This is a genomic window from Mycobacterium europaeum, from assembly GCF_034555895.2.
Lineage (GTDB): Bacteria > Actinomycetota > Actinomycetes > Mycobacteriales > Mycobacteriaceae > Mycobacterium > Mycobacterium europaeum.
In genome coordinates, this window is the sequence record NZ_CP157315.1 from 3,522,678 (window position 1) to 3,540,951 (window position 18,274).

Sequence of the window (18,274 nt, forward strand, 5' to 3'; positions counted from 1 at the left end):
GCGAACAGCCCGACCAACGGTGAGGAAGGTAGGTAGTCGTGACAGACGTCGAACGCGGCTTTCCCAGCGACGAAGCGCCCGAAGGCGACGCCGCCGAACAACTGCAGCCGGTCGACTTCGATGACGAGGCCGGCTTGGACACCGAATACGTGACCGCCGCGGACCGCGAGGCGAACGAGGCCGACGTGATCGAGCAGGCCTACGTCGTCCCCACCGACGACGAGTGGGAGGACGAACGCTGAGCCGCCCGCGAGCGGCCGTGGCGACGGTGCACCGGTGACCGCCGATCTCCACGTGCACCGCTACGGACCGCCCGGTCCGGTGCGGGTGCTGGCGCTGCACGGGTTGACCGGTCACGGGCAGCGCTGGCAGCTGCTGGCCGGGGTGTTGCCCGAAACCGCTTTCGCCGCACCGGATCTGATTGGCCACGGCAGGTCGTCGTGGGATGCGCCGTGGACCATCGACGCCAACGTCGCGGCGATGGCCGCGCTGCTCGACGACACGGCCGAGGCGCCGGTCCTGGTGGTGGGCCATTCCTTCGGCGGCGCCCTCGCCATGCAGCTGGCCGCGGCGCGGCCCGATCTGGTGGGGTCGCTGCTGCTCCTCGACCCGGCCGTCGGGCTGGACGGCGGGTGGATGCGCGAGATCGCCGACGCCATGCTGTCCGCGCCCGACTACCCCGACGCCGACGAGGCGCGGCTGGAAAAGCTGCACGGATCCTGGTCGGATGTCGACCCGGCCCTGCTCGACGCCGAGATCGACGAGCATCTGATCGGGCTGCCGGGCGGTCGGTACGGCTGGCGGGTCAGCCTGCCGGCGATGATGTCGTACTGGAGCGAGCTGGCCCGCGACATCGTGTACCCGCCGGCCGGGACGGCCACCGTGCTGGTGCGGGCCAAGCGGACTTCGCCGCCCTACGTCGGCGACCACTTGATCGCCGGGCTGCAGGACCGGTTGGGGTCGGACTTCCGGCTGCTGGATCTCGACTGCAACCACATGGTGCCCTACGCGGCGCCGGCGGACGTGGCGGAGCTGACGCGCGGGCTGCTGGGGGCCGGCTGATCGTGTCGCCGGTGACCGACGAGCAGGTCGAGCGGGTGCGCGCGCTGGTCGCGGCGATTCCCGCTGGCAGGGTCGCGACCTACGGCGACATCGCCGACGCCGCAGGGCTTTCCAGCCCGCGCATCGTCGGCTGGATCATGCGGACGGACTCCTCGGACTTGCCGTGGCACCGGGTGATCACCGCCTCAGGGCGGCCGGCGCGTCACCTGACCACCCGGCAGCTGGAGCTGCTGCGCGCCGAGGGGGTTCTGGCCACCGACGGCAGGGTCGCGTTGCGCGAGGTCCGTTACGGCTTTTCCCGCTAGAGCACCAGCCGGACCAGCGCCGCGGTGCGGGCCAGGCCGGGGAAGGCCTCGGCCGTCGACCGCGGGTGCAGCGCGTGGACCGCTAGCCGAAACATCAAGGCGCGCAACAACATCTGCGGCCACTCCGGTAATGCGTTCCAGCGTTCGATGAGTCCGTCGTCGGCCTCGCCCCAGGACAGGGCGTCGACGACGACCACACCGGCCGCCCACGACGCGGGCCGCCAGTACGGGGTGATGTCGGTGATGCCCGGGGCGGCGGTGCCCACGAAAAGCACTGTGCCGTAGAGGTCTCCGTGCACCACCTGGTTCGGGCTCTTGGTCGGTCGGCGCAAGGTGGCCAGCTGGTTGATCAGCTCCACCGACCGCTCGGCGTCGGCCGTCGGCGGAGCGGTCCGCGCACCCGGGGGCACCGAGGCCAGCGGCCGTTCCTCCCACGCGGCGCGGTCGGCGGCGATGAAGATGTCGACGTCGCCCCACGGCGCGGTGGGCCCCTGGGTCAGGAACCGGGGGCGTTCCAGTTTGCCGGTCGCCTCGTGCAGGCGCACCGCCGCCGAGACCACCTCGTCATGGCGGGGCTCGGGCGTTCCGGCGACGAAAGTGTCCGCCCGCCATCCCGAAACCACGTACCGACCGTCCGTCGAGCGGACCGGGCGGGCCAGCCGAACGCCGTCGACGAACAGCGTCTCCCGCACCCGGGCGGACCAGGCCGCCCGGGCGTGGTCAGCCACCAGCGACAGGACGACTTCGCCGCAGCGCCAGCCGCCCTCCCAGCTCGCGCCCAGATAGACGGGCTGCACACCCGTCAAGCCAAACGCCGCCAGCACATGCTCCGGCGGTGGCTCGACATTCACACGGGAAGCTTAAACGAGGCCAGCTGCGGCGATCGCGAGCGCGGCGAAGCCGGGCGCGGCGGGTCGCCGCGCACACACACGGCGATCGCGAGCGCGGCGAAGCCGGGCGCGGCGGGTCGCCGCGCACACACACGGCGATCGCGAGCGCGGCCAAGCCGGGCGCGGCGGGTCGGCTCAGTACATGACCATGTCGGGCTGCATCTGCTGCGCCCACGCCACGATGCCGCCCTGCAGGTGCACGGCGTCGGAGAATCCGGCCCTGCGCACCGCCACCAGCGCCGCGGCCGAACGCACGCCCGTCTTGCAATACAGCACCGGCATCCGGTCCTGCGGCAGCTTTGCCAGGCCCTCACCGGAGTCGATCGACGACTGCGGGATCAGCTGCGCCCCGTCGATGCGGTTGATCTCCCACTCGGCCGGCTCGCGAACGTCGATCAGCGCCAGCTTCCTGCCCGAGTCCAGCAGCTCCCGCAGCTCCCGCGGGGTGATCGTGGAGCCGGTGACGGCCGAGTCTGCGCCGTCGGCCGCCGCGCCGCAGTACTGGTCGTAGTCGATCAGCCCGGTGATCTTCGGCGACGCGGGATCCTTGCGGATCGCGATGGTGCGGTAGGACATTTCCAGCGCGTCGTAGAGCATCAACCGGCCCAGCAGGGACTCGCCGATGCCGGTGATGAGTTTGATCGCCTCGGTGCCCATTACCGACGCGATCGAGGCGCAGACGATGCCCAGCACGCCACCCTCGGCGCAGGACGGCACCGTGCCCGCGGGCGGGGGCTCCGGGTAGAGGTCGCGGTAGTTGAGGCCCCGCCCGCCGGGCGCGTCCTCCCAGAACACCGAGACCTGGCCCTCGAACCGGTAGATCGACCCCCACACGTACGGCTTGGCGGCCAGCACGGCGGCGTCGTTGACCAGATACCGGGTGGCGAAGTTGTCGGTGCCGTCCACGATCAGGTCGTACTGCTTGAACAGGTCGACGGCGTTGCTCGAGTCCAGCCGGGATTCGTGCAGGCGCACCCGGACCAGCGGGTTGATCGCGGCGATCGACTCGCGCGCGGACCGGGCCTTGGGCCGGCCGACGTCGGCGACGCCGTGGATGATCTGGCGTTGCAGGTTCGACTCGTCGACGACGTCGAAATCGACGATGCCGATCGTGCCGACGCCGGCCGCGGCCAGGTACAGCAGCGTCGGCGCGCCCAGCCCACCGGCGCCGATCACCAGCACCCGCGCGTTCTTGAGCCGCTTCTGCCCGTCCACGCCCAGGTCGGGAATGATCAGATGGCGGCTGTAGCGGGCCACCTCCTCGCGGGTCAGCTCCGTCGCCGGCTCCACGAGAGGCGGCAGCGCGGTCTGGGATGTCGACACGCCCGAACATCTCCTCGGTCTCGATTTGCGGTTCGTCGTACACCCATCACATCAGTCGCCGAACGGCACGGCAATGAATTCAACCGCGGGTCAGGCGATCGGGAACGGCCAGGGGTTGAATCGGCAGGTCTTCCCGTCGGCCTTGACGAAGTCCGGGTCGAACTGCGCGGCATCGTCATTCGACGTGGAGAACGTCTGCTGCATCATCACCGGCGCCAGAGCGCCCTGCTGCTCGCAGGGCTCATGGCGCACGTACCCGATGGCGTGGCCGACCTCGTGGTTGATCACGTACTGGCGATACGAACCGATGTCCCCCTCGAACGGGACGGCCCCGCGCACCCAGCGCGCCTCGTTGATGAAGACCCGCGGCTGCCGGTCCTTGCCGAACGACGGGTTGTAGCAGGACGTCTCGAGGCGAAACTCGTAGCCGCAGCCCTCGCGGACCGTCACCGGCGACACCAGGGAGATCCGGAAGTCGGGGCTTCCCCCAGTGGTTCCGTCGATCCGGATGAACGCGAACTGCGGGTTGTGGGTCCAGCCCTTCGGATTGGCCAGCGTCTGGTCCACCATCTGGGCGAAAGCGTCGTCGCCGCCGAACATCGTGGGGTCGATGCCGTTCTCCACCTCGACGGTGTACCGGAACACCTTGACGGTGCCCTGGCCGATCTGCGGCGTCGTGCCGGGCACCACATGCCAGGTCTTGTCGCCCGCCTCGGTGAACGGGCCGCCGTCGGGCAGCGTCCCGGCCGGCAGGTTGGCGTCGAACGCCGCCAGCCCGCGTGGCGGCGCGTCGATGATCGACGTGCCCACCGCGCCGATCGCCTGCGGGCTCTGGATGGGCTGATTGGCCGTCGCCTTTTTCGCGCTGGTGCCGGTCACCGTCTGGTAGATCACCATCACGGTGACCACCGCCAGAACGGGCAGCGCGTACGCGCGCCAGCCGTAGGTGGACACGAACCGCCCCAGCCAGGTCTGTTTGCGCCATTGCCGCGGCCGCTCCCGGTCGGCCCTGGCCCGTCCGGCGTCGCGGGCGATCGGGTCGCGCAGGGCGCGCAGCGGTTCCCGCCACTCGTCCCGCAGCACCGGAACGCGACCGGTGCCGCGCGAAGGCGGCTGGGACGTCATTTCCCCAGGATTACACAGGGACGCGGCGCGGTCGTCCTTGGCGCGCCCGAATGCCCCGCCCGGCACCGCTTTCTGCCTGCGACGACGGCGGCGACGACACCGGCGGGAATGGCACGGGTAGTAATGTCTGTCGCAACGATCCGCGCGCGGCCGGCCCAGTGGTGCCGGCGGCCGGTTGCCCACACATCAGATGAGGACTCGATGAGCGAACTCGCCAAACCCGCGGCGCGGCGTGCCGTCAAGTCGGCCGACCGCGGTCGGCCCGGGGACGGCATTGCGGCCTCGAACCGGCGCGGCAACCGGCTGCCCCGGGACGAGCGCCGCGGCCAGCTGCTCATCGTGGCCAGCGATGTGTTTGTCGATCGCGGCTACCACGCCGCCGGGATGGACGAGATCGCCGACCGCGCCGGGGTCAGCAAACCGGTTTTGTATCAACACTTTTCGAGCAAACTCGAGCTCTACCTGGCCGTGTTGGCCCGGCACGTCGAGAACCTCGTCTCGGGGGTGCAGCAGGCGCTGAGCACCACCACCGACAACCGCCGGCGGTTGCACGCGGCGGTCCAGGCGTTCTTCGACTTCATCGAGCACGACAGCCAGGGTTACCGGCTGATCTTCGAGAACGACTACGTCACCGAACCCGAGGTGGCCGCGCAGGTGCGGGTCGCCACCGAATCGTGCATCGACGCGGTGTTCGCGTTGATCAGCGCGGACTCGGGCCTGGACCCGCACCGCGCCCGGATGATCGCGGTGGGACTGGTCGGCATCAGCGTCGACTGTGCCCGCTACTGGCTGGACTCCGACCGCCCGATCTCCAAGGCGGACGCCGTCGAGGGCACCGTCCAGTTCGCCTGGGGCGGGCTGTCACACGTGCCGCTTACTCGCCTTTAGCGCCCTTCCCGGTGAGTTTGCCGACTTCGGCGCCGATACCGAAGCCGACCCGGCGCGCATCAGCGGGTCCGATCTCGACGTAGGCGATCTTGCTGGTGTGCACGAGGAAGCGGCGCCCCCGCTCGTCGTTCAGCCTCAGCAGCCCCGGTCCCTCGCTCAGCGCGGCGCTGACCAGCTCTTCGACTTCGGCCGGCGTCTGCGCGCTGGAGAGCATCAGTTCGCGCGGACTGTCCGTAATACCGATCTTGACCTCCACGGTCACCCCTTCCGTTGGTATTGAAGTCGACAGACCTGTCAGCAGCAGGCTAGTGGACGGGGGCGGGGCCGCACCCCCGACGGTCCCCGCCGCGCGGTTCGCGGCGAGCGAAACCCCGGTCGCGAGCGGATAACGATTCGCTTGCAGCTGTGTGCAGAGCGGGGTTCGACGACCGTTCTGTGCTTTCACATCGCTAACTTCGGCACCATGGGTACCACACTGGCCGATCTCGACAGGGTGCGGGACTACCCCGACGACGAGACCGATGAGCTCTACGAAGCCGACTCCTACCCCGAGGGCGACTACACCTGGACCGGCTGGCCGGCCGAGCTGCGCTGGCGCCCGGCCACGGCGATCCTGGGCGCCGTGGTGGCCGTCGGCGCGATCGCGACCGCGGTCATCATCAACAGCGGCGACAGCGCCTCGACCAAGGCCACCGTGGCGCCGGCACCCCAACCGGTGACGTCCGCACCGGCGACGACGAAGAGCTCGGCCGCGCCCAGCGCGCAGCCCGGCCCCTCGCGCACGGCCCAGCTGCCGGCCGAAACGTTCACCACGGTGACCCCGCCGCCCAGCGCATCGCCCACCCTGGCGCCCACGGGAACGCCGACCGCCGCTCCGCCGCTGACGCTGACGCCGCCGCCGTCGGCCGCGCTGAACCCGCGCACCGTCGTCTACAGCGTCACCGGCACCAAGCAGCTGCTGGACTTGGTCAACATCGTCTACACCGATGGGCAGGGCTACTCCCAGACCGAGTTCAACGTGTCGCTGCCGTGGACCAAGGCGGTGATCCTGAATCCCGGCGTGCAGAACCCCTCCGTGGTCGCGACCAGCTTCTACGGGCGGCTCAACTGCTCGATCGTCAACGCCTCCGGTCAACTGGTGGCCGCGTCGGCCAACAACTCGAGCCTGGCGACCTGCACGCGCTGAGGCCGATGGCCGTGACCCGTCCCCCAGCTCCGCGGGGGTGCCCCCAGCGCCCAGCTGCGCCGCGCTTGCGATCACGGCTGAGCCTCAGCTCAGGCCCAGTTCCCGCATCCGCCGGTCGTGCGTCTGCTGCAGCCGGTCGAAGAACGCGCTGAGCTGGCCCAGGCTGCCGGCGCCCGTCACCACCAGGTCGACCAGCTCGTCGTGGTCGGCCAGCAGGTACTGTGCCTGCGTGATCGCCTCGCCGAACAGGCGGCGCGACCACAGCGCCAGCCGGCTGCGCTGCTTGCCGCTGGCGGTCACCGCGGCGCGCACCTCGGCGACGACGAACTGCGAGTGCCCGGTCTCCGACAGCGCCGCGCGCACCACGCCGGCGATCTCGTCGGGCAGCCCGTCGGCGATCTCCAGGTACAGGTCGGCGGCCAGCGCGTCACCGACATAGGTCTTCACCAAGGCCTCCAGCCACGTGCTGGGCATCGTCAGCCGGTGGTAGTTCTCCAGCGCCGAGACGTACTTCGACATCGCCGACACCACGTCGACGCCGCGGGCCTCCAGGGCGTCGCGCAGCAGCTCGTAGTGCTGCATCTCGGCGGCCGCCATGCTCGCCATGGAGATCCGTCCGCGCAGGTCGGGGGCCATCCGGGCCTCGTCGGTGAGCCGATAGAACGCGGCGATCTCGCCGTATGCCAAGACCGCGAACAACTCGTTGACGCCCGGGTGGTCGGCGGGCAGACGAGGGCCGGGCGACCGGTCCCCCGGGTCGGCTTCCAGGTCGGCTTCAGAGGGCTGCCAAGAGGGCCGGGTCATGGCAACACTGTAGTCGGCGGGCCCGGCGCAAAATGGGGCCCAGCCGTCGACCGGCTATCATGTATGGAGATAGCTGCTGTCTTGCTCCAACTGATGCTGCTATCGGCGAAATGTGCGTGCACAGCTGGCCCGCTCAGAGCGGGGCCCGCGACTCGGCGACGTATTCGGAGTCGGAACTCGTGCGCGCGTGACCGCGACAGAGAAACACCGACACAAACCGATATGTCACCGAAAGGCTTACTACCCACGCATGAGCACACTGACCAGCACAACTGAATTGACCTTTGCCAGCCTGGGAGTCCGCGACGAGATCGTGCGCGCGCTCGCGGAGAAGGGCATCGAGAGCCCCTTCGCGATCCAGGAACTGACCCTGCCCATGGCGCTCGCCGGCGATGACCTGATCGGCCAGGCGCGCACCGGGATGGGCAAGACCTTCGCCTTCGGGGTTCCGCTGCTGCAGCGCATCACCGCCAGCACCGCCACCCGGCCGCTCAACGGCACGCCCCGCGCTCTGGTCGTGGTGCCCACCCGCGAGCTGTGTCTGCAGGTCACCGACGACCTGACGCTGGCGGCCAAGTATCTGATGGCCGACGGCGGCCGGCCCCTGTCGGTGGTCCCCATCTACGGCGGACGCCCCTACGAGCCGCAGATCGAGGCGCTGCGCGCCGGCGCCGACGTCGTGGTCGGCACACCGGGCCGGCTGCTCGACCTCAGCCAGCAGAACCACCTGCAGCTCGGCGGCCTGTCCGTGCTGGTGCTCGACGAGGCCGACGAGATGCTGGACCTGGGCTTCCTGCCCGACATCGAGCGCATCCTGCGGCAGATCCCGACCGACCGGCAGTCGATGCTGTTCTCGGCGACCATGCCGGACCCGATCATCACGCTGGCCCGCACGTTCATGAGCCAGCCCACCCACATCCGCGCGGAGGCACCGCACTCGGCGGCCACGCACGACACCACCGAGCAATTCGTCTACCGGGCCCACGCCCTGGACAAGGTGGAACTCGTGAGCCGGGTGCTGCAGGCGCAGGGCCGCGGCGCCACGATGATCTTCACCCGCACCAAGCGCACCGCGCAGAAGGTCGCCGACGAGCTGGCCGAGCGGGGCTTCAAGGTGGGCGCCGTGCACGGCGACCTGGGTCAGGTGGCCCGCGAGAAGGCGCTGAAGGCCTTCCGCTCCGGGGAGATCGACGTGCTGGTCGCCACCGACGTCGCCGCGCGCGGCATCGACATCGACGACGTCACCCACGTCATCAACTACCAGATCCCCGAGGACGAACAGGCCTACGTGCACCGCATCGGCCGCACCGGCCGCGCCGGCAAGACAGGTGTCGCGGTCACCCTGGTGGACTGGGACGAGCTGCCGCGCTGGTCGATGATCGACAAGGCCCTCGGTCTGAACTCCCCCGAGCCCGCCGAGACCTACTCGAGCTCGCCGCACCTGTACGAGGAACTGAGCATCCCCGCCGAGGCCGGCAGCACCGTCGGCACGCCGAAGAAGCCGCAGGGCCCACGCCGCACCACCGAGCGCGACGGCCAGAAGGCGGAACGGTCCGGGCGTGCGCGTTCCGGCGCGCCGCGGCGGCGCACCCGCGGCGGCCAGCCCGTCACCGGACATCCTGGCGGGAACGCCGCGGCCGGCGCCCCGGCCGGTGAAGCCGCCGCAGAGGCGTCCGGCAACACGGAGACCAGGCGGCGCCGGCGTCGGCGCCGCAAGCCCGCCGAAGCCGGCGCCCACACCAACTAGAGCCGCGCGCTCCACGGATGGTCAGACCGGAACGCCGCACCAAGGGCGACGTCTTGGCCGCCGCGGCGATCGCGGTCGTGGTCGCCGCCGTCGCCTCGCTGATCTGGTGGACTAGCGACGCCCGGGCCACCATCAGCCGCCCGGCCGCCGTTGCGGCGCCCAATCCCAACCCCGCCCGGCGGGTGCCGGCCACGCTGCGTGAGCTGTGGACCGCGCCCAGTCCGGCCACCACCGCACCGGTGGCGGTCGGCGGCACGGTCGTCACCGGCGACGGCCGCCGGGTCGACGGCCGCGACCCCGGCTCCGGGCAGTCCCGCTGGAGCTATCAGCGCGACAGCGACCTGTGCGGGGTCTCCTGGGTCTACCACTTCGCCGTCGCGGTCTACCGCGACGACCGCGGGTGCGGCCAGGTCAGCACGCTCGACGGGTCCACGGGCCGGCGCGGGCCCGCCCGCAGCGGCTACGCCGACCCGCGCGTGCGGCTGTCCTCCGACGGCACCACGGTGTTGGCGGCCGGCGACACCCGGGTGGAACTGTGGCGCTCGGACATGGTCCGGATGGTGGCCTACGGCGACACCGACGCACGCGTGAAGCCCTCGACTCGCGGGCTGCACTCCGGCTGCAGGCTGGTCTCGGCGGCGGCCAGCTCGTCGGCGGTGTCGGTGCTGGAGAGCTGCGTGAACCAGGCGGACCTCCGGCTGGTGTTGCTGCGGCCCGGCAAGGACGACGACGAACCCCAGCAACGCATGGTCGCCGAACCCGGGGTCAGGGCGGACTCGGGCGCCCGGGTGCTGGCGGTCTGGGAGAACAACACGGCGGTGTATCTGCCCGCTCCGCAGCCCCGGGTCGACGTCGTCGACGAGACGGGCACCACCGTGTCGAGCACCCTGCTGCCCGAGCGGCCGTCCGGCCCGGGGGCGGTTACGCACGCGGGCAGCCTGATCACCTGGTGGACCGGCGATTCGGTGATGGCTTTCGAGACGGGCAACCTGACGCTGCGCTACACCATCGCCGCCGGCCCGGCCACCGCGCCGTTGGGCCCGGGCGCGATGATGGCGGGCCGGCTGCTGGTCCCGGTCACCGGCGCGATCGGGGTCTACGACCCGATCAGCGGCGCCAACGAGCGCTACATCCCCGTGAACAGGGCGCCGGGCCCGCCCGGACGGGCGGTCGTCCCGGCCGTCGCGGGATCCCAGGTGTTCGAGCAGCGCGGCGACACCGTGGTGGCCCTGGGCTGATCCCGCGACCCGTGTGCGCTCAGGGCGTTACCTGTGCGCACGGGGCGGCGACGCGCCGATGCTCCGCAACCTGGGCACACACTCAAAGCCGTAGGCGCACAACCAAAGTCGCTACACCTCGACGGCGAACGTCGGCAGCGGCTTGCCGGTCTTCCAGTGTTTGAGCAACGCCTTCGCCAGATCGGCGTAGGCCGACGCGCCCTTGTTCTTGCGACCCGACATGACCGAGGAGCCCGAGGCGCTGGCCTCGGCGAAGCGCACCGTCCGCGGGATCGGCGGGGCCAGCACCGGCAGGTTGTAGCGGTCGGCGACGTCGAGCAACACATCGCGGGTGTGGGTGGTCCGCGAGTCGTACAGCGTCGGCAATGCGCCCAGCAGCCGCAGATCCGGGTTGGTGATCTGCTGGACGTCGGCGACCGTGCGCAGGAACTGGCCGACGCCGCGGTGCGCGAGCGTCTCGCACTGCAGCGGCACGATCACCTCGTCCGCGGCGGTCAGGCCGTTGAGGGTGAGCACGCCCAGCGACGGCGGGCAGTCGATGATGACGACGTCGAAGTCGTCGGCGAGCTTGGCCAGCGCCCGTTTGAGCGCGTATTCGCGGCCGGCGCGCATCAGCAGCATCGCCTCGGCGCCCGCCAGGTCGATGTTGGCCGGCAGCAGCGTCATTCCCTCCATCGTCGCGACCAGCGCGGCGTCGGGCTCGACCTCACCGAGCAGCACCTCGTGCACGGACACCGGGAGTTTGTCGGGATCCTGGCCGAGCGAGAACGTCAGGCAGCCCTGCGGATCGAGGTCGACCAGCAGCACCCGCTGACCCTCGTCGACCATCGCCGCGCCCAGCGAGGCAACCGTCGTCGTCTTGGCGACGCCGCCCTTCTGGTTGGCCACCGCCAACACCCGGGTCTTACTCACCAGCGCCCGCCCCTCTCGTCGCCTGGCACAAGCATCATTGCCGCCATGCGGTCAACAGTGCCCATCCTGGCACGTTCGCTCGCCGTGCGCTGCGACCAGTGACTCCAGCGGGGCCCCGGCATGTCGTCAGGCAGAATCGGTCGATATGGGCTTGCACAACCATCGACTGGTCCTGCTCCGCCACGGGGAGACCGAGTGGTCGAAATCGGGCCAGCACACGGGTCGGACCGACCTCGAGCTCACCGACACCGGCCGCGTCCAGGCCGAGCTCGCGGGCCGCGTCCTGCGCGAGCTGAACCTCACCGACCCGTTGGTGGTCAGCAGCCCGCGCATCCGCGCGCTGACCACCGCCAAGCTGGCCGGGCTGGCCGTCGACGAGGTCTCTCCGCTGCTCGCCGAATGGGATTACGGTTCCTACGAGGGCCTGACGACACCGCAGATCCACGAATCGGTCCCCGATTGGCTGGTCTGGACGCACGGGTGCCCCGGCGGGGAGAGCGTGGCGCAGGTCAGCGAACGCGCCGACCGGGCCGTCGCATTCGCGTTGGAGCACATGAGTTCGCGTGACGTGGTGTTCGTGGGGCACAGCCACTTCTCCCGTTCGGTCATCACGCGCTGGGTGGAGCTGCCGCTCGTCGAGGGGAGCCGCTTCTGGATGCTGGCCGGCTCGATCGCCGTGTGCGGCTTCGAGCACGGTGTGCGACAGCTCGCCGCGCTCGGCCTGACCGCCCAGCCGCAGGCGATCAAGCCCGGGTGAGCGCCGAAGACGGCGATGCGCGCCGCGCGGCCGCGCGAGGTGGGGGCACCCCCAGCCCCGCAGGGGCGAGGGGGCGAGTCGAGAATCTGAACCACGAACCGCCGTTCGCGCTGTGCGGACCGACGCAAACCCTCGTTGCCGACGGGGTGCGGCAGCGCTACCGCGACGTGGTGGCCGCGCAGGACGCGCTGCGCTCGGGGGCCGCACCGATCGTGTTGGGCGCGTTGCCGTTCGACGTGGATCGGCCCGCAGCGCTGCTGAGTCCCCACGCCGTGCACCGCACCGACGCCCCGCCGGACTGGCCGGACGGCCCGCTGCCGGCGGTGCGTGTCGCCGCCGCCGACCCGCCGCCGGCCGACTACCGCCGCCGCATCAGCCGCGCGCGTGACCGACTCACCGCACCCGGCAGCGAGCTCAGCAAGGTGGTGCTGTCCCGCGCGCTGCGACTGGTCGCCGACGCGCCCCTGGACGCCCGCGTCATCCTGCGCCGGCTCATCGCCGCCGACCCGGCCGCATACGGCTACCTCGCCGACCTGACCGGCGCCGGCGACGACTACGCGGGCGTGGCGCTGGTGGGGGCCAGCCCGGAGCTCCTGGTGGCGCGCTCCGGGGACCGCGTCACGTGCCGGCCGTTCGCCGGTTCCGCACCCCGCGCCGCCGATCCCGAAGCCGACGCCGCCCACGGCGCCGCGCTGGCCGGTTCGGCCAAGGACCGGCACGAGCACCAGCTGGTCATCGAGACCATCCGGGCCGCGTTGGAACCGCTGTGCGACGAGCTGACGATCGCCGCCGAGCCCGAGCTGAGCCGCACCGCGGCGGTATGGCACCTGTGCACACCGATCAGCGGGCGCCTCCGTCAAACATCTACCACGGCAATCGATTTGGCGCTGGCCCTGCACCCGACACCGGCCGTCGGCGGGGTGCCGACCAAGGCCGCGGTGGAACTCATCGCCGAGCTGGAGGGCGACCGCGGGTTCTACGCGGGGGCGGTGGGCTGGTGCGACGCGCGCGGCGACGGGCGCTGGGTGGTGTCCATCCGCTGCGCGCAGTTGTCCGCGGACCGCCGCACCGCAATCGCCCGCTCCGGTGGCGGCATCGTCGCCGAATCCGACCCCGACCAGGAAGTCGCGGAAACCACAACGAAATTCGCGACCATCCTCAACGCATTGGACGTCGAGCAATGACCATTCGCCGCGCCACGCCCGGCGACACCGGCGCGATCACCGCAATGATTCATGCGCTGGCCGAATTCGAAAACGCCGCGGATCATTGCACGGTGACCGAAAAGCAAATCGCGGCAGCGCTTTTCGGCGCCACCCCGGCGGTGCACGGGCACGTCGCGGAGGTCGACGGCGAGATCGCCGCGATGGCCCTGTGGTTTGTCAACTTCTCCACCTGGGACGGCGTGGCGGGCATCTACCTCGAAGACCTGTTCGTGCGGCCGGGGTTTCGCCGTCGCGGGCTGGCCCGCGCGCTGTTGGCCACCCTGGCGGCCGAATGCCTCGACAGGAGCTACACGCGGTTGTCCTGGGCGGTGCTGAACTGGAACGCCGATGCCATCACGCTGTACGACGGCGTGGGCGGCGAACCGCAGCGCGAGTGGACCACCTACCGGCTGTCGGGTCCGCGGTTGGCCGAGCTGGCCGAATCGCGCTGATCGCCGCCGGCGGCCCAGCGCAGGCCTCCCGGGCTGAAGAGCAGCCCCAACACGGCCAGCGCCACGACGCCCGCGGGAATCCCGACGGCGGGCCGGTGCGAGTCCACCGTCAGGTACCAGGCCACCGGCAGTAGCAGCAGCTGGGTGATCACGGCCAGCCCTCGGCCCCAGCGCTTCCCGAGCGTGAGCGCGCGACCGGCGGCCAGCACCACCGCCCCGACCACGACGAAAAACACGGCGGTGCCCAACCCGTTGACCACGTGCTGATCGGCCCCGGCGATGCCGCGCACCACCAGCACGACCGCCATGACCAGCGCGGCCACCCCCTGCACCGCCACCAGGAATCCCGCGGCGCGCACAGCGGACGGGGCGGCCCCCGGGTCGCGGCGCATACCTGTCACCCGCGTCAGCGTAGTCACCCCCGCCGGCGGCGGCGTTCCCCACAGCGTCGCCTTAAGGCGCCCGCATAAGCTCGTGCCTCATGCGCGCCGTGCTGATCGTCAACCCCACCGCCACGTCCACCACCCCGGCCGGGCGCGATCTGCTGGCGCACGCGCTCAAGAGCCGCCTGCAGCTCACCGTCGAACACACCAATCACCGCGGTCACGGCACCGAACTGGCCGAGAAGGCGGTCGCGGACGGGGTTGACCTGGTCGTGGTGCACGGCGGCGACGGCACCGTCAGCGGGGTGGTCAACGGCCTGCTCGGCCCTCCCGGGGCCGCTTCGGAACCGAGGGGCCCGGTGCCGGCCGTCGCGGTGGTGCCCGGCGGTTCGGCGAATGTGCTGGCGCGGTCGCTGGGCATCTCGCGGGATCCGGTGGCCGCCACCAACCAGCTCATCCAGCTGCTCGACGACTACTACCGCCACCACACCTGGCGCCGCATCGGGTTGATCGACTGCGGTGAGCGGTGGGCCGTGTTCAACACCGGGATGGGCGTCGACGCCGAAGTGGTCGCCGCGGTCGAGGCCGAACGCGACAAGGGCGGGAAGGTGACCCCCTGGCGCTACATCCGCGCGGCGATACCCGCCGTGTGGGCCTACACGCGCCGCGAACCGATGCTCACCCTCGAACTGCCCGGCCGCGAACCCATCACCGGGGTCAGCTTCGCGTTCGTGTCCAACTCCAGCCCCTGGACCTTCGCCAACGACCGGCCGGTCTGGACCAATCCCGGCTGCACCTTCGAGACGGGGCTGGGCGTGTTCGCACCGACCACCATGAAGACCTTCCCCACCCTGCGCATCGTGCGGCAGATGTTCGCCAAGCGGCCCAAGTTCGAGTTCGACCACCTCATCACCGCCGACGACGTCCCCTGCGTGCGCGTCACCTCGACCGGGGGGCCGGTCGCCTGCCAGTTCGACGGGGATTACCTCGGGGTGCGGGAGACCATGACGTACCGGGCGGTACCGGACGCGCTGGCGGTCGTCGCGCCGCCCCGGAAAAATCCGCTCTGAGCTGCGCCGACGAGGCGGCTGCGGGCGACGGGGCCAAACTTTTCCGCAAGAGTGGCCCGTCAGTGTAGTACAACTGTGTAAGGGCTCGGCTACGGAATGATCAAAGTGAGATAGCCCACGAGCTAACTCGGTGCTATTGACTTCTGTTGAGCCTGTGAAACGATCAAAAGGTTGCATGCAGAAATTTAGATAGGGGTACGGACCCTTTTCTTGTGCACGCATTAACAGCCGAAGAAAATTGGCCGTGCGCCTTGCTGCGCACTCAGTGAGGAGTAAGAACGTATGGATTGGCGCCACAAGGCGGTCTGTCGCGACGAGGACCCGGAGCTGTTCTTCCCGGTAGGGAACAGCGGCCCGGCGCTCGCGCAGATCGCTGACGCGAAACTGGTCTGCAATCGGTGCCCGGTGACCACGGATTGCCTGTCCTGGGCCCTGAACACCGGCCAGGACTCGGGCGTCTGGGGCGGCATGAGCGAAGACGAGCGGCGCGCACTCAAGCGTCGCAATGCCCGGACGAAGGCCCGTAGCGGAGTCTGACCCAGTCAGAGCAAACAGTGCGGCCTCGACGAAAGTCGGGGCCGCGCTGTTGTGCAGGGCCCGGCCATGACCGAAGGCGCGGGAGTGTCATGCCTACATCGCCAACCGGGTCCGCCGACCGATCGGCACCCGCAGCACCACGTCGGTGCCGCGGGACGGGGCTTGGCGCATGCCCAGCGTGCCGTCGAGTTCCGCCGACACCAACGTCCGCACGATCTGCAGGCCGAGGCTGTCGGACGTCTCCAGGCTGAAGCCCTCGGGCAGCCCGCGGCCGTCGTCGTGGACGACGACGTCGAGCCAGCGCGCCGACCGCTCGGCGCGGATGGTCACCGACCCCTCCTCGGCCGCCGGGTCGAATGCGTGCTCGATCGCGTTCTGCACCAGCTCGGTGATCACCATGATCAGGGCGGTCGCGCGGTCGGAGTCCAGCACGCCCAGGTCGCCGAGCCGATTGATCCGGATCGGCCGGTCCACCGACGCCACGTCGTTCATGATCGGCAGGATCCGGTCGATGACCTCGTCGAGGTTGACCTGCTCGTCGACCGACATCGACAGCGCGTCGTGCACCAAGGCGATCGACGAGACCCGGCGCACCGACTCCATCAGGGCTTCGCGCCCCTCGGCGTTGACCGTCCGGCGGGCCTGCAGCCGCAGCAGCGCCGCGACCGTTTGCAGGTTGTTCTTCACCCGGTGGTGGATTTCACGGATCGTGGCGTCCTTGGAGATCAGCGCCCGGTCGCGGCGCTTCACCTCGGTGACGTCCCGGATCAGCACCGCCGCCCCGGCGCCGGCGCCGTCGACCACCAACGGCAGCGTCCGTAGCAGCACCGTGGCGCCGCCGGCGTCGACCTCCATCCGCATGCTCTTCCCGCCGGCCAGCAGGTCGAGCACGTGCTCGGCGAGCTCCTGAGCCTCGAAGGGGTCGGAGATCAGCGGGCGCGTCACCTTGACCAGGTTGCGGCCCTCCAGCTCGGTCGTCAGGCCCATCCGGTGGTAGGCCGACACCGCGTTGGGGCTGGCGTAGGCGACGACGCCGTCGACGTCCAGCCGGATGAAGCCGTCCCCCGCCCGGGGGGTCGAGCGGGACATGACCACGTCCCCCACGTCGGGAAACGTGCCATCGGCGAGCATGTGCACGAGATCGCTCGCGCACTGCAGGTACGCGGTCTCCAGTTGGCCCGACGTCCGGTCGGCCGCGACCGCGGTCTGATGCCGGGTGAGCACGGCCACCACCCGGCCGCCGTACCGCACCGGGGAGGCCTCCACATGCGGGCCCGGCAGCAACGAATCCCCTTCGGCCGCACCGTAATCCCGTTGCGCGGTGCCGGATTCGAAGGCGTCGGCGACCAGCGGCAGCCGGTCGGCATCGACGACACTGCCCACCGAGTCGGTGAGCAGCACCGTGGGCGCGGTGTTCGGCCGGCACTGCGCCACACACACCAACGTGCCGTCGTCGCGGCGAACCCACATCAGGTAGTCGGCGAACGACAGGTCCGCCAGCAGCTGCCACTCCCCCACCACCGCGTGCAGGTGGTCCACCGCGCTACCCGGCAGCACGGTGTGTTCGGCGAGCAGATCACCGAGAGTCGACATCACTCACTCCCCGGGCATCCCCGGCAACGGACGGGTGCAAACTGATCCGGGGGCTAGCTGATCACGGCAATCAGGTCGCCGGCCTGGATGACATCGCCCACCGAGACGCTCACCTTGCTGATGGTGCCGTCGACCTCGGCGAGGACGGGGATCTCCATCTTCATGGACTCCAGCAACACCACGACGTCGCCTTTGCCGATCTGGTCACCCTCGCTCACCACGACTTCGAGCACGCTGGCCACGATCTCGGCGCGGACATCCTCGGCCATCTTCACCCCACTCGTTGCGGCCATTGCGCAGGCCGGCTGCTGGTCATCAAGCTTCCGTCAGGCTCGGGTATATCGAACCACAGGACCGCTTCCGGCCGCGGCGCCCGGGCCGTTATGGCCGCGGTCGACTTCCGTGAGAGACTGTGCGGCAGGCTCACGGGCGCCGCGCGCCCGGATCAAAGACCAATCAACGGAGGGTTCGACCAATGGCCAAACGGGGCCGTAAGAAGCGCGACCGCAAGCACAGCAAAGCCAACCACGGCAAGCGGCCCAACGCCTGAGGACCCGCTACTGCGTCTCGCGGATGATGGTGGTCCGCCGGATCTCCAGCCGCAGCCGCTCGCGCAGGCCTTCGGGGGCCTTGTCGCCGCTGCATTTGGTGCCGATCAACGCCTTGATCCGCTCCTCGAGGCCGTAATGCTTGAAGCAGCCGGGGCACGCTTCGAGGTGGCGACGCAGCTGGTCCCGCGATTCGGGCGTGCACTCCCCGTCGAGCAGGAGCCAGACCTGCCGGATCACCTCGGCACA

Annotated in this window: 23 protein-coding genes; 13 read left to right on the forward strand and 10 right to left on the reverse strand. The window is 70.5% G+C overall.

The window, feature by feature from the left end; translation table 11 throughout:
* Positions 1-38 precede the first annotated feature (38 nt).
* The 3 genes from U8D42_RS16040 to U8D42_RS16050 are packed head-to-tail and all read left to right on the forward strand — an operon-like array spanning position 39 to position 1,367.
* Entirely contained in the window at positions 39-242 is a 204-nt protein-coding gene (locus U8D42_RS16040; RefSeq protein ID WP_085241612.1) for a hypothetical protein, read from the forward strand.
* A gap of 34 nt (positions 243-276) precedes the next feature.
* The gene (locus U8D42_RS16045; RefSeq protein ID WP_322859692.1) at positions 277-1,062 is read left to right on the forward strand and encodes an alpha/beta fold hydrolase; all 786 of its coding nucleotides are present in this window, start codon (positions 277-279) and stop codon (positions 1,060-1,062) included.
* Between the two features lie 2 nt (positions 1,063-1,064).
* Complete coding sequence (locus tag U8D42_RS16050; protein ID WP_322859691.1) at positions 1,065-1,367, forward strand: MGMT family protein; 303 nt, start codon at positions 1,065-1,067, stop codon at positions 1,365-1,367.
* On the opposite strand, the gene U8D42_RS16055 is transcribed toward U8D42_RS16050, so the two are convergent.
* The 3 genes from U8D42_RS16055 to U8D42_RS16065 all read right to left on the reverse strand — a co-directional run bounded on the left by U8D42_RS16055 (position 1,364) and on the right by U8D42_RS16065 (position 4,705).
* A complete protein-coding gene (locus U8D42_RS16055) occupies positions 1,364-2,218 on the reverse strand; it encodes a TIGR02569 family protein (protein WP_085241615.1) in 855 nt (284 codons plus the stop codon). The genes U8D42_RS16050 and U8D42_RS16055 overlap by 4 nt on opposite strands.
* Positions 2,219-2,392: 174 nt before the next feature.
* Complete coding sequence (moeZ, locus tag U8D42_RS16060) at positions 2,393-3,580, reverse strand: adenylyltransferase/sulfurtransferase MoeZ (protein ID WP_085241616.1); 1,188 nt, start codon at positions 3,578-3,580, stop codon at positions 2,393-2,395.
* Between the two features lie 90 nt (positions 3,581-3,670).
* Positions 3,671-4,705, reverse strand: coding sequence for a DUF3152 domain-containing protein (locus tag U8D42_RS16065; protein ID WP_244275371.1), 1,035 nt, complete (start codon positions 4,703-4,705; stop codon positions 3,671-3,673).
* 201 nt (positions 4,706-4,906) lie between these two features.
* On the opposite strand from U8D42_RS16065, the gene U8D42_RS16070 reads away from it, so the two are divergent.
* Positions 4,907-5,593 (forward strand): TetR/AcrR family transcriptional regulator, encoded by a 687-nt coding sequence (locus U8D42_RS16070; RefSeq protein WP_322859690.1) that lies wholly within the window; start codon positions 4,907-4,909, stop codon positions 5,591-5,593.
* Here U8D42_RS16070 and U8D42_RS16075 read toward each other — a convergent pair.
* Complete coding sequence (locus tag U8D42_RS16075) at positions 5,580-5,849, reverse strand: DUF3107 domain-containing protein (protein ID WP_085241763.1); 270 nt, start codon at positions 5,847-5,849, stop codon at positions 5,580-5,582. The two genes, U8D42_RS16070 and U8D42_RS16075, sit on opposite strands and share 14 nt — an antisense overlap.
* 207 nt (positions 5,850-6,056) lie before the next feature.
* On the opposite strand from U8D42_RS16075, the gene U8D42_RS16080 reads away from it, so the two are divergent.
* Positions 6,057-6,779: an MmpS family transport accessory protein gene (locus U8D42_RS16080; protein ID WP_322859689.1), complete on the forward strand. Its 723-nt coding sequence runs from the start codon at positions 6,057-6,059 to the stop codon at positions 6,777-6,779.
* Positions 6,780-6,863: 84 nt separating this feature from the next.
* On the opposite strand, the gene U8D42_RS16085 is transcribed toward U8D42_RS16080, so the two are convergent.
* Entirely contained in the window at positions 6,864-7,583 is a 720-nt protein-coding gene (locus U8D42_RS16085) for a ferritin-like fold-containing protein (protein ID WP_085241620.1), read from the reverse strand.
* Between the two features lie 250 nt (positions 7,584-7,833).
* Here U8D42_RS16085 and U8D42_RS16090 point away from each other — a divergent pair, with 250 nt between their 5' ends.
* On the forward strand, positions 7,834-9,330 hold the full coding sequence (locus U8D42_RS16090) for a DEAD/DEAH box helicase (RefSeq protein ID WP_322859688.1): 1,497 nt from the start codon (positions 7,834-7,836) through the stop codon (positions 9,328-9,330).
* 17 nt (positions 9,331-9,347) lie between these two features.
* The gene (locus U8D42_RS16095; protein WP_322859687.1) at positions 9,348-10,568 is read left to right on the forward strand and encodes an Rv3212 family protein; all 1,221 of its coding nucleotides are present in this window, start codon (positions 9,348-9,350) and stop codon (positions 10,566-10,568) included.
* Between the two features lie 111 nt (positions 10,569-10,679).
* Here U8D42_RS16095 and U8D42_RS16100 read toward each other — a convergent pair whose 3' ends face one another.
* Positions 10,680-11,480, reverse strand: coding sequence for a ParA family protein (locus U8D42_RS16100; protein ID WP_322859686.1), 801 nt, complete (start codon positions 11,478-11,480; stop codon positions 10,680-10,682).
* Positions 11,481-11,625: 145 nt separating this feature from the next.
* On the opposite strand from U8D42_RS16100, the gene U8D42_RS16105 reads away from it, so the two are divergent.
* The 3 genes from U8D42_RS16105 to U8D42_RS16115 all read left to right on the forward strand — a co-directional run bounded on the left by U8D42_RS16105 (position 11,626) and on the right by U8D42_RS16115 (position 13,894).
* Positions 11,626-12,237 (forward strand): acid phosphatase, encoded by a 612-nt coding sequence (locus tag U8D42_RS16105; protein ID WP_085241624.1) that lies wholly within the window; start codon positions 11,626-11,628, stop codon positions 12,235-12,237.
* 86 nt (positions 12,238-12,323) lie between these two features.
* Complete coding sequence (locus U8D42_RS16110) at positions 12,324-13,421, forward strand: isochorismate synthase (RefSeq protein WP_322860144.1); 1,098 nt, start codon at positions 12,324-12,326, stop codon at positions 13,419-13,421.
* Positions 13,418-13,894, forward strand: coding sequence for a GNAT family N-acetyltransferase (locus U8D42_RS16115; RefSeq protein ID WP_322859685.1), 477 nt, complete (start codon positions 13,418-13,420; stop codon positions 13,892-13,894). Before U8D42_RS16110 ends, U8D42_RS16115 begins: the two co-directional genes overlap by 4 nt.
* Here U8D42_RS16115 and U8D42_RS16120 read toward each other — a convergent pair.
* The gene (locus tag U8D42_RS16120) at positions 13,846-14,286 is read right to left on the reverse strand and encodes a hypothetical protein (RefSeq protein WP_322860143.1); all 441 of its coding nucleotides are present in this window, start codon (positions 14,284-14,286) and stop codon (positions 13,846-13,848) included. The genes U8D42_RS16115 and U8D42_RS16120 overlap by 49 nt on opposite strands.
* Before the next feature lie 89 nt (positions 14,287-14,375).
* On the opposite strand from U8D42_RS16120, the gene U8D42_RS16125 reads away from it, so the two are divergent.
* Entirely contained in the window at positions 14,376-15,347 is a 972-nt protein-coding gene (locus tag U8D42_RS16125; RefSeq protein ID WP_322859684.1) for a diacylglycerol/lipid kinase family protein, read from the forward strand.
* A gap of 282 nt (positions 15,348-15,629) precedes the next feature.
* Positions 15,630-15,884, forward strand: a complete 255-nt coding sequence (whiB1, locus tag U8D42_RS16130; RefSeq protein ID WP_007168139.1) for a transcriptional regulator WhiB1 — start codon at positions 15,630-15,632, stop codon at positions 15,882-15,884.
* 93 nt (positions 15,885-15,977) lie between these two features.
* On the opposite strand, the gene U8D42_RS16135 is transcribed toward whiB1, so the two are convergent.
* Both U8D42_RS16135 and U8D42_RS16140 read right to left on the reverse strand, forming a co-directional pair.
* Positions 15,978-17,477 carry a sensor histidine kinase gene (locus U8D42_RS16135; RefSeq protein WP_322859683.1) on the reverse strand — a complete coding sequence of 500 codons (1,500 nt, stop codon included), beginning with the start codon at positions 17,475-17,477 and terminating at the stop codon, positions 15,978-15,980.
* Positions 17,478-17,530: 53 nt separating this feature from the next.
* Positions 17,531-17,746, reverse strand: a complete 216-nt coding sequence (locus U8D42_RS16140; RefSeq protein ID WP_067926821.1) for a biotin/lipoyl-binding carrier protein — start codon at positions 17,744-17,746, stop codon at positions 17,531-17,533.
* 206 nt (positions 17,747-17,952) lie between these two features.
* On the opposite strand from U8D42_RS16140, the gene U8D42_RS29375 reads away from it, so the two are divergent.
* Positions 17,953-18,027 carry a 50S ribosomal protein bL37 gene (locus U8D42_RS29375; protein ID WP_011728008.1) on the forward strand — a complete coding sequence of 25 codons (75 nt, stop codon included), beginning with the start codon at positions 17,953-17,955 and terminating at the stop codon, positions 18,025-18,027.
* A 7-nt stretch (positions 18,028-18,034) separates the two neighbouring features.
* Here the strand turns inward: U8D42_RS29375 and rsrA are convergent, their stop codons facing one another.
* Positions 18,035-18,265, reverse strand: coding sequence for a mycothiol system anti-sigma-R factor (gene rsrA, locus U8D42_RS16145; protein ID WP_322860142.1), 231 nt, complete (start codon positions 18,263-18,265; stop codon positions 18,035-18,037).
* Positions 18,266-18,274: the final 9 nt, after the last annotated feature.

What these genes read in the sequence shown, in the direction of transcription:
- U8D42_RS16080 (WP_322859689.1), top strand. Translation starts at nt 6,057, where the DNA reads ATGGGTACCACACTGGCCGATCTCGACAGGGTGCGGGACTACCCCGAC.
- U8D42_RS16125 (WP_322859684.1), top strand. Translation starts at nt 14,376, where the DNA reads ATGCGCGCCGTGCTGATCGTCAACCCCACCGCCACGTCCACCACCCCG.
- U8D42_RS16090 (WP_322859688.1), top strand. Translation starts at nt 7,834, where the DNA reads ATGAGCACACTGACCAGCACAACTGAATTGACCTTTGCCAGCCTGGGA.
- U8D42_RS16085 (WP_085241620.1), bottom strand. Translation starts at nt 7,583, where the DNA reads ATGACCCGGCCCTCTTGGCAGCCCTCTGAAGCCGACCTGGAAGCCGAC.
- U8D42_RS16105 (WP_085241624.1), top strand. Translation starts at nt 11,626, where the DNA reads ATGGGCTTGCACAACCATCGACTGGTCCTGCTCCGCCACGGGGAGACC.
- U8D42_RS16120 (WP_322860143.1), bottom strand. Translation starts at nt 14,286, where the DNA reads ATGCGCCGCGACCCGGGGGCCGCCCCGTCCGCTGTGCGCGCCGCGGGA.
- U8D42_RS16140 (WP_067926821.1), bottom strand. Translation starts at nt 17,746, where the DNA reads ATGGCCGAGGATGTCCGCGCCGAGATCGTGGCCAGCGTGCTCGAAGTC.
- U8D42_RS16135 (WP_322859683.1), bottom strand. Translation starts at nt 17,477, where the DNA reads ATGTCGACTCTCGGTGATCTGCTCGCCGAACACACCGTGCTGCCGGGT.
- whiB1 (WP_007168139.1), top strand. Translation starts at nt 15,630, where the DNA reads ATGGATTGGCGCCACAAGGCGGTCTGTCGCGACGAGGACCCGGAGCTG.
- U8D42_RS16065 (WP_244275371.1), bottom strand. Translation starts at nt 4,705, where the DNA reads ATGACGTCCCAGCCGCCTTCGCGCGGCACCGGTCGCGTTCCGGTGCTG.
- U8D42_RS16070 (WP_322859690.1), top strand. Translation starts at nt 4,907, where the DNA reads ATGAGCGAACTCGCCAAACCCGCGGCGCGGCGTGCCGTCAAGTCGGCC.
- U8D42_RS16095 (WP_322859687.1), top strand. Translation starts at nt 9,348, where the DNA reads ATGGTCAGACCGGAACGCCGCACCAAGGGCGACGTCTTGGCCGCCGCG.
- U8D42_RS16115 (WP_322859685.1), top strand. Translation starts at nt 13,418, where the DNA reads ATGACCATTCGCCGCGCCACGCCCGGCGACACCGGCGCGATCACCGCA.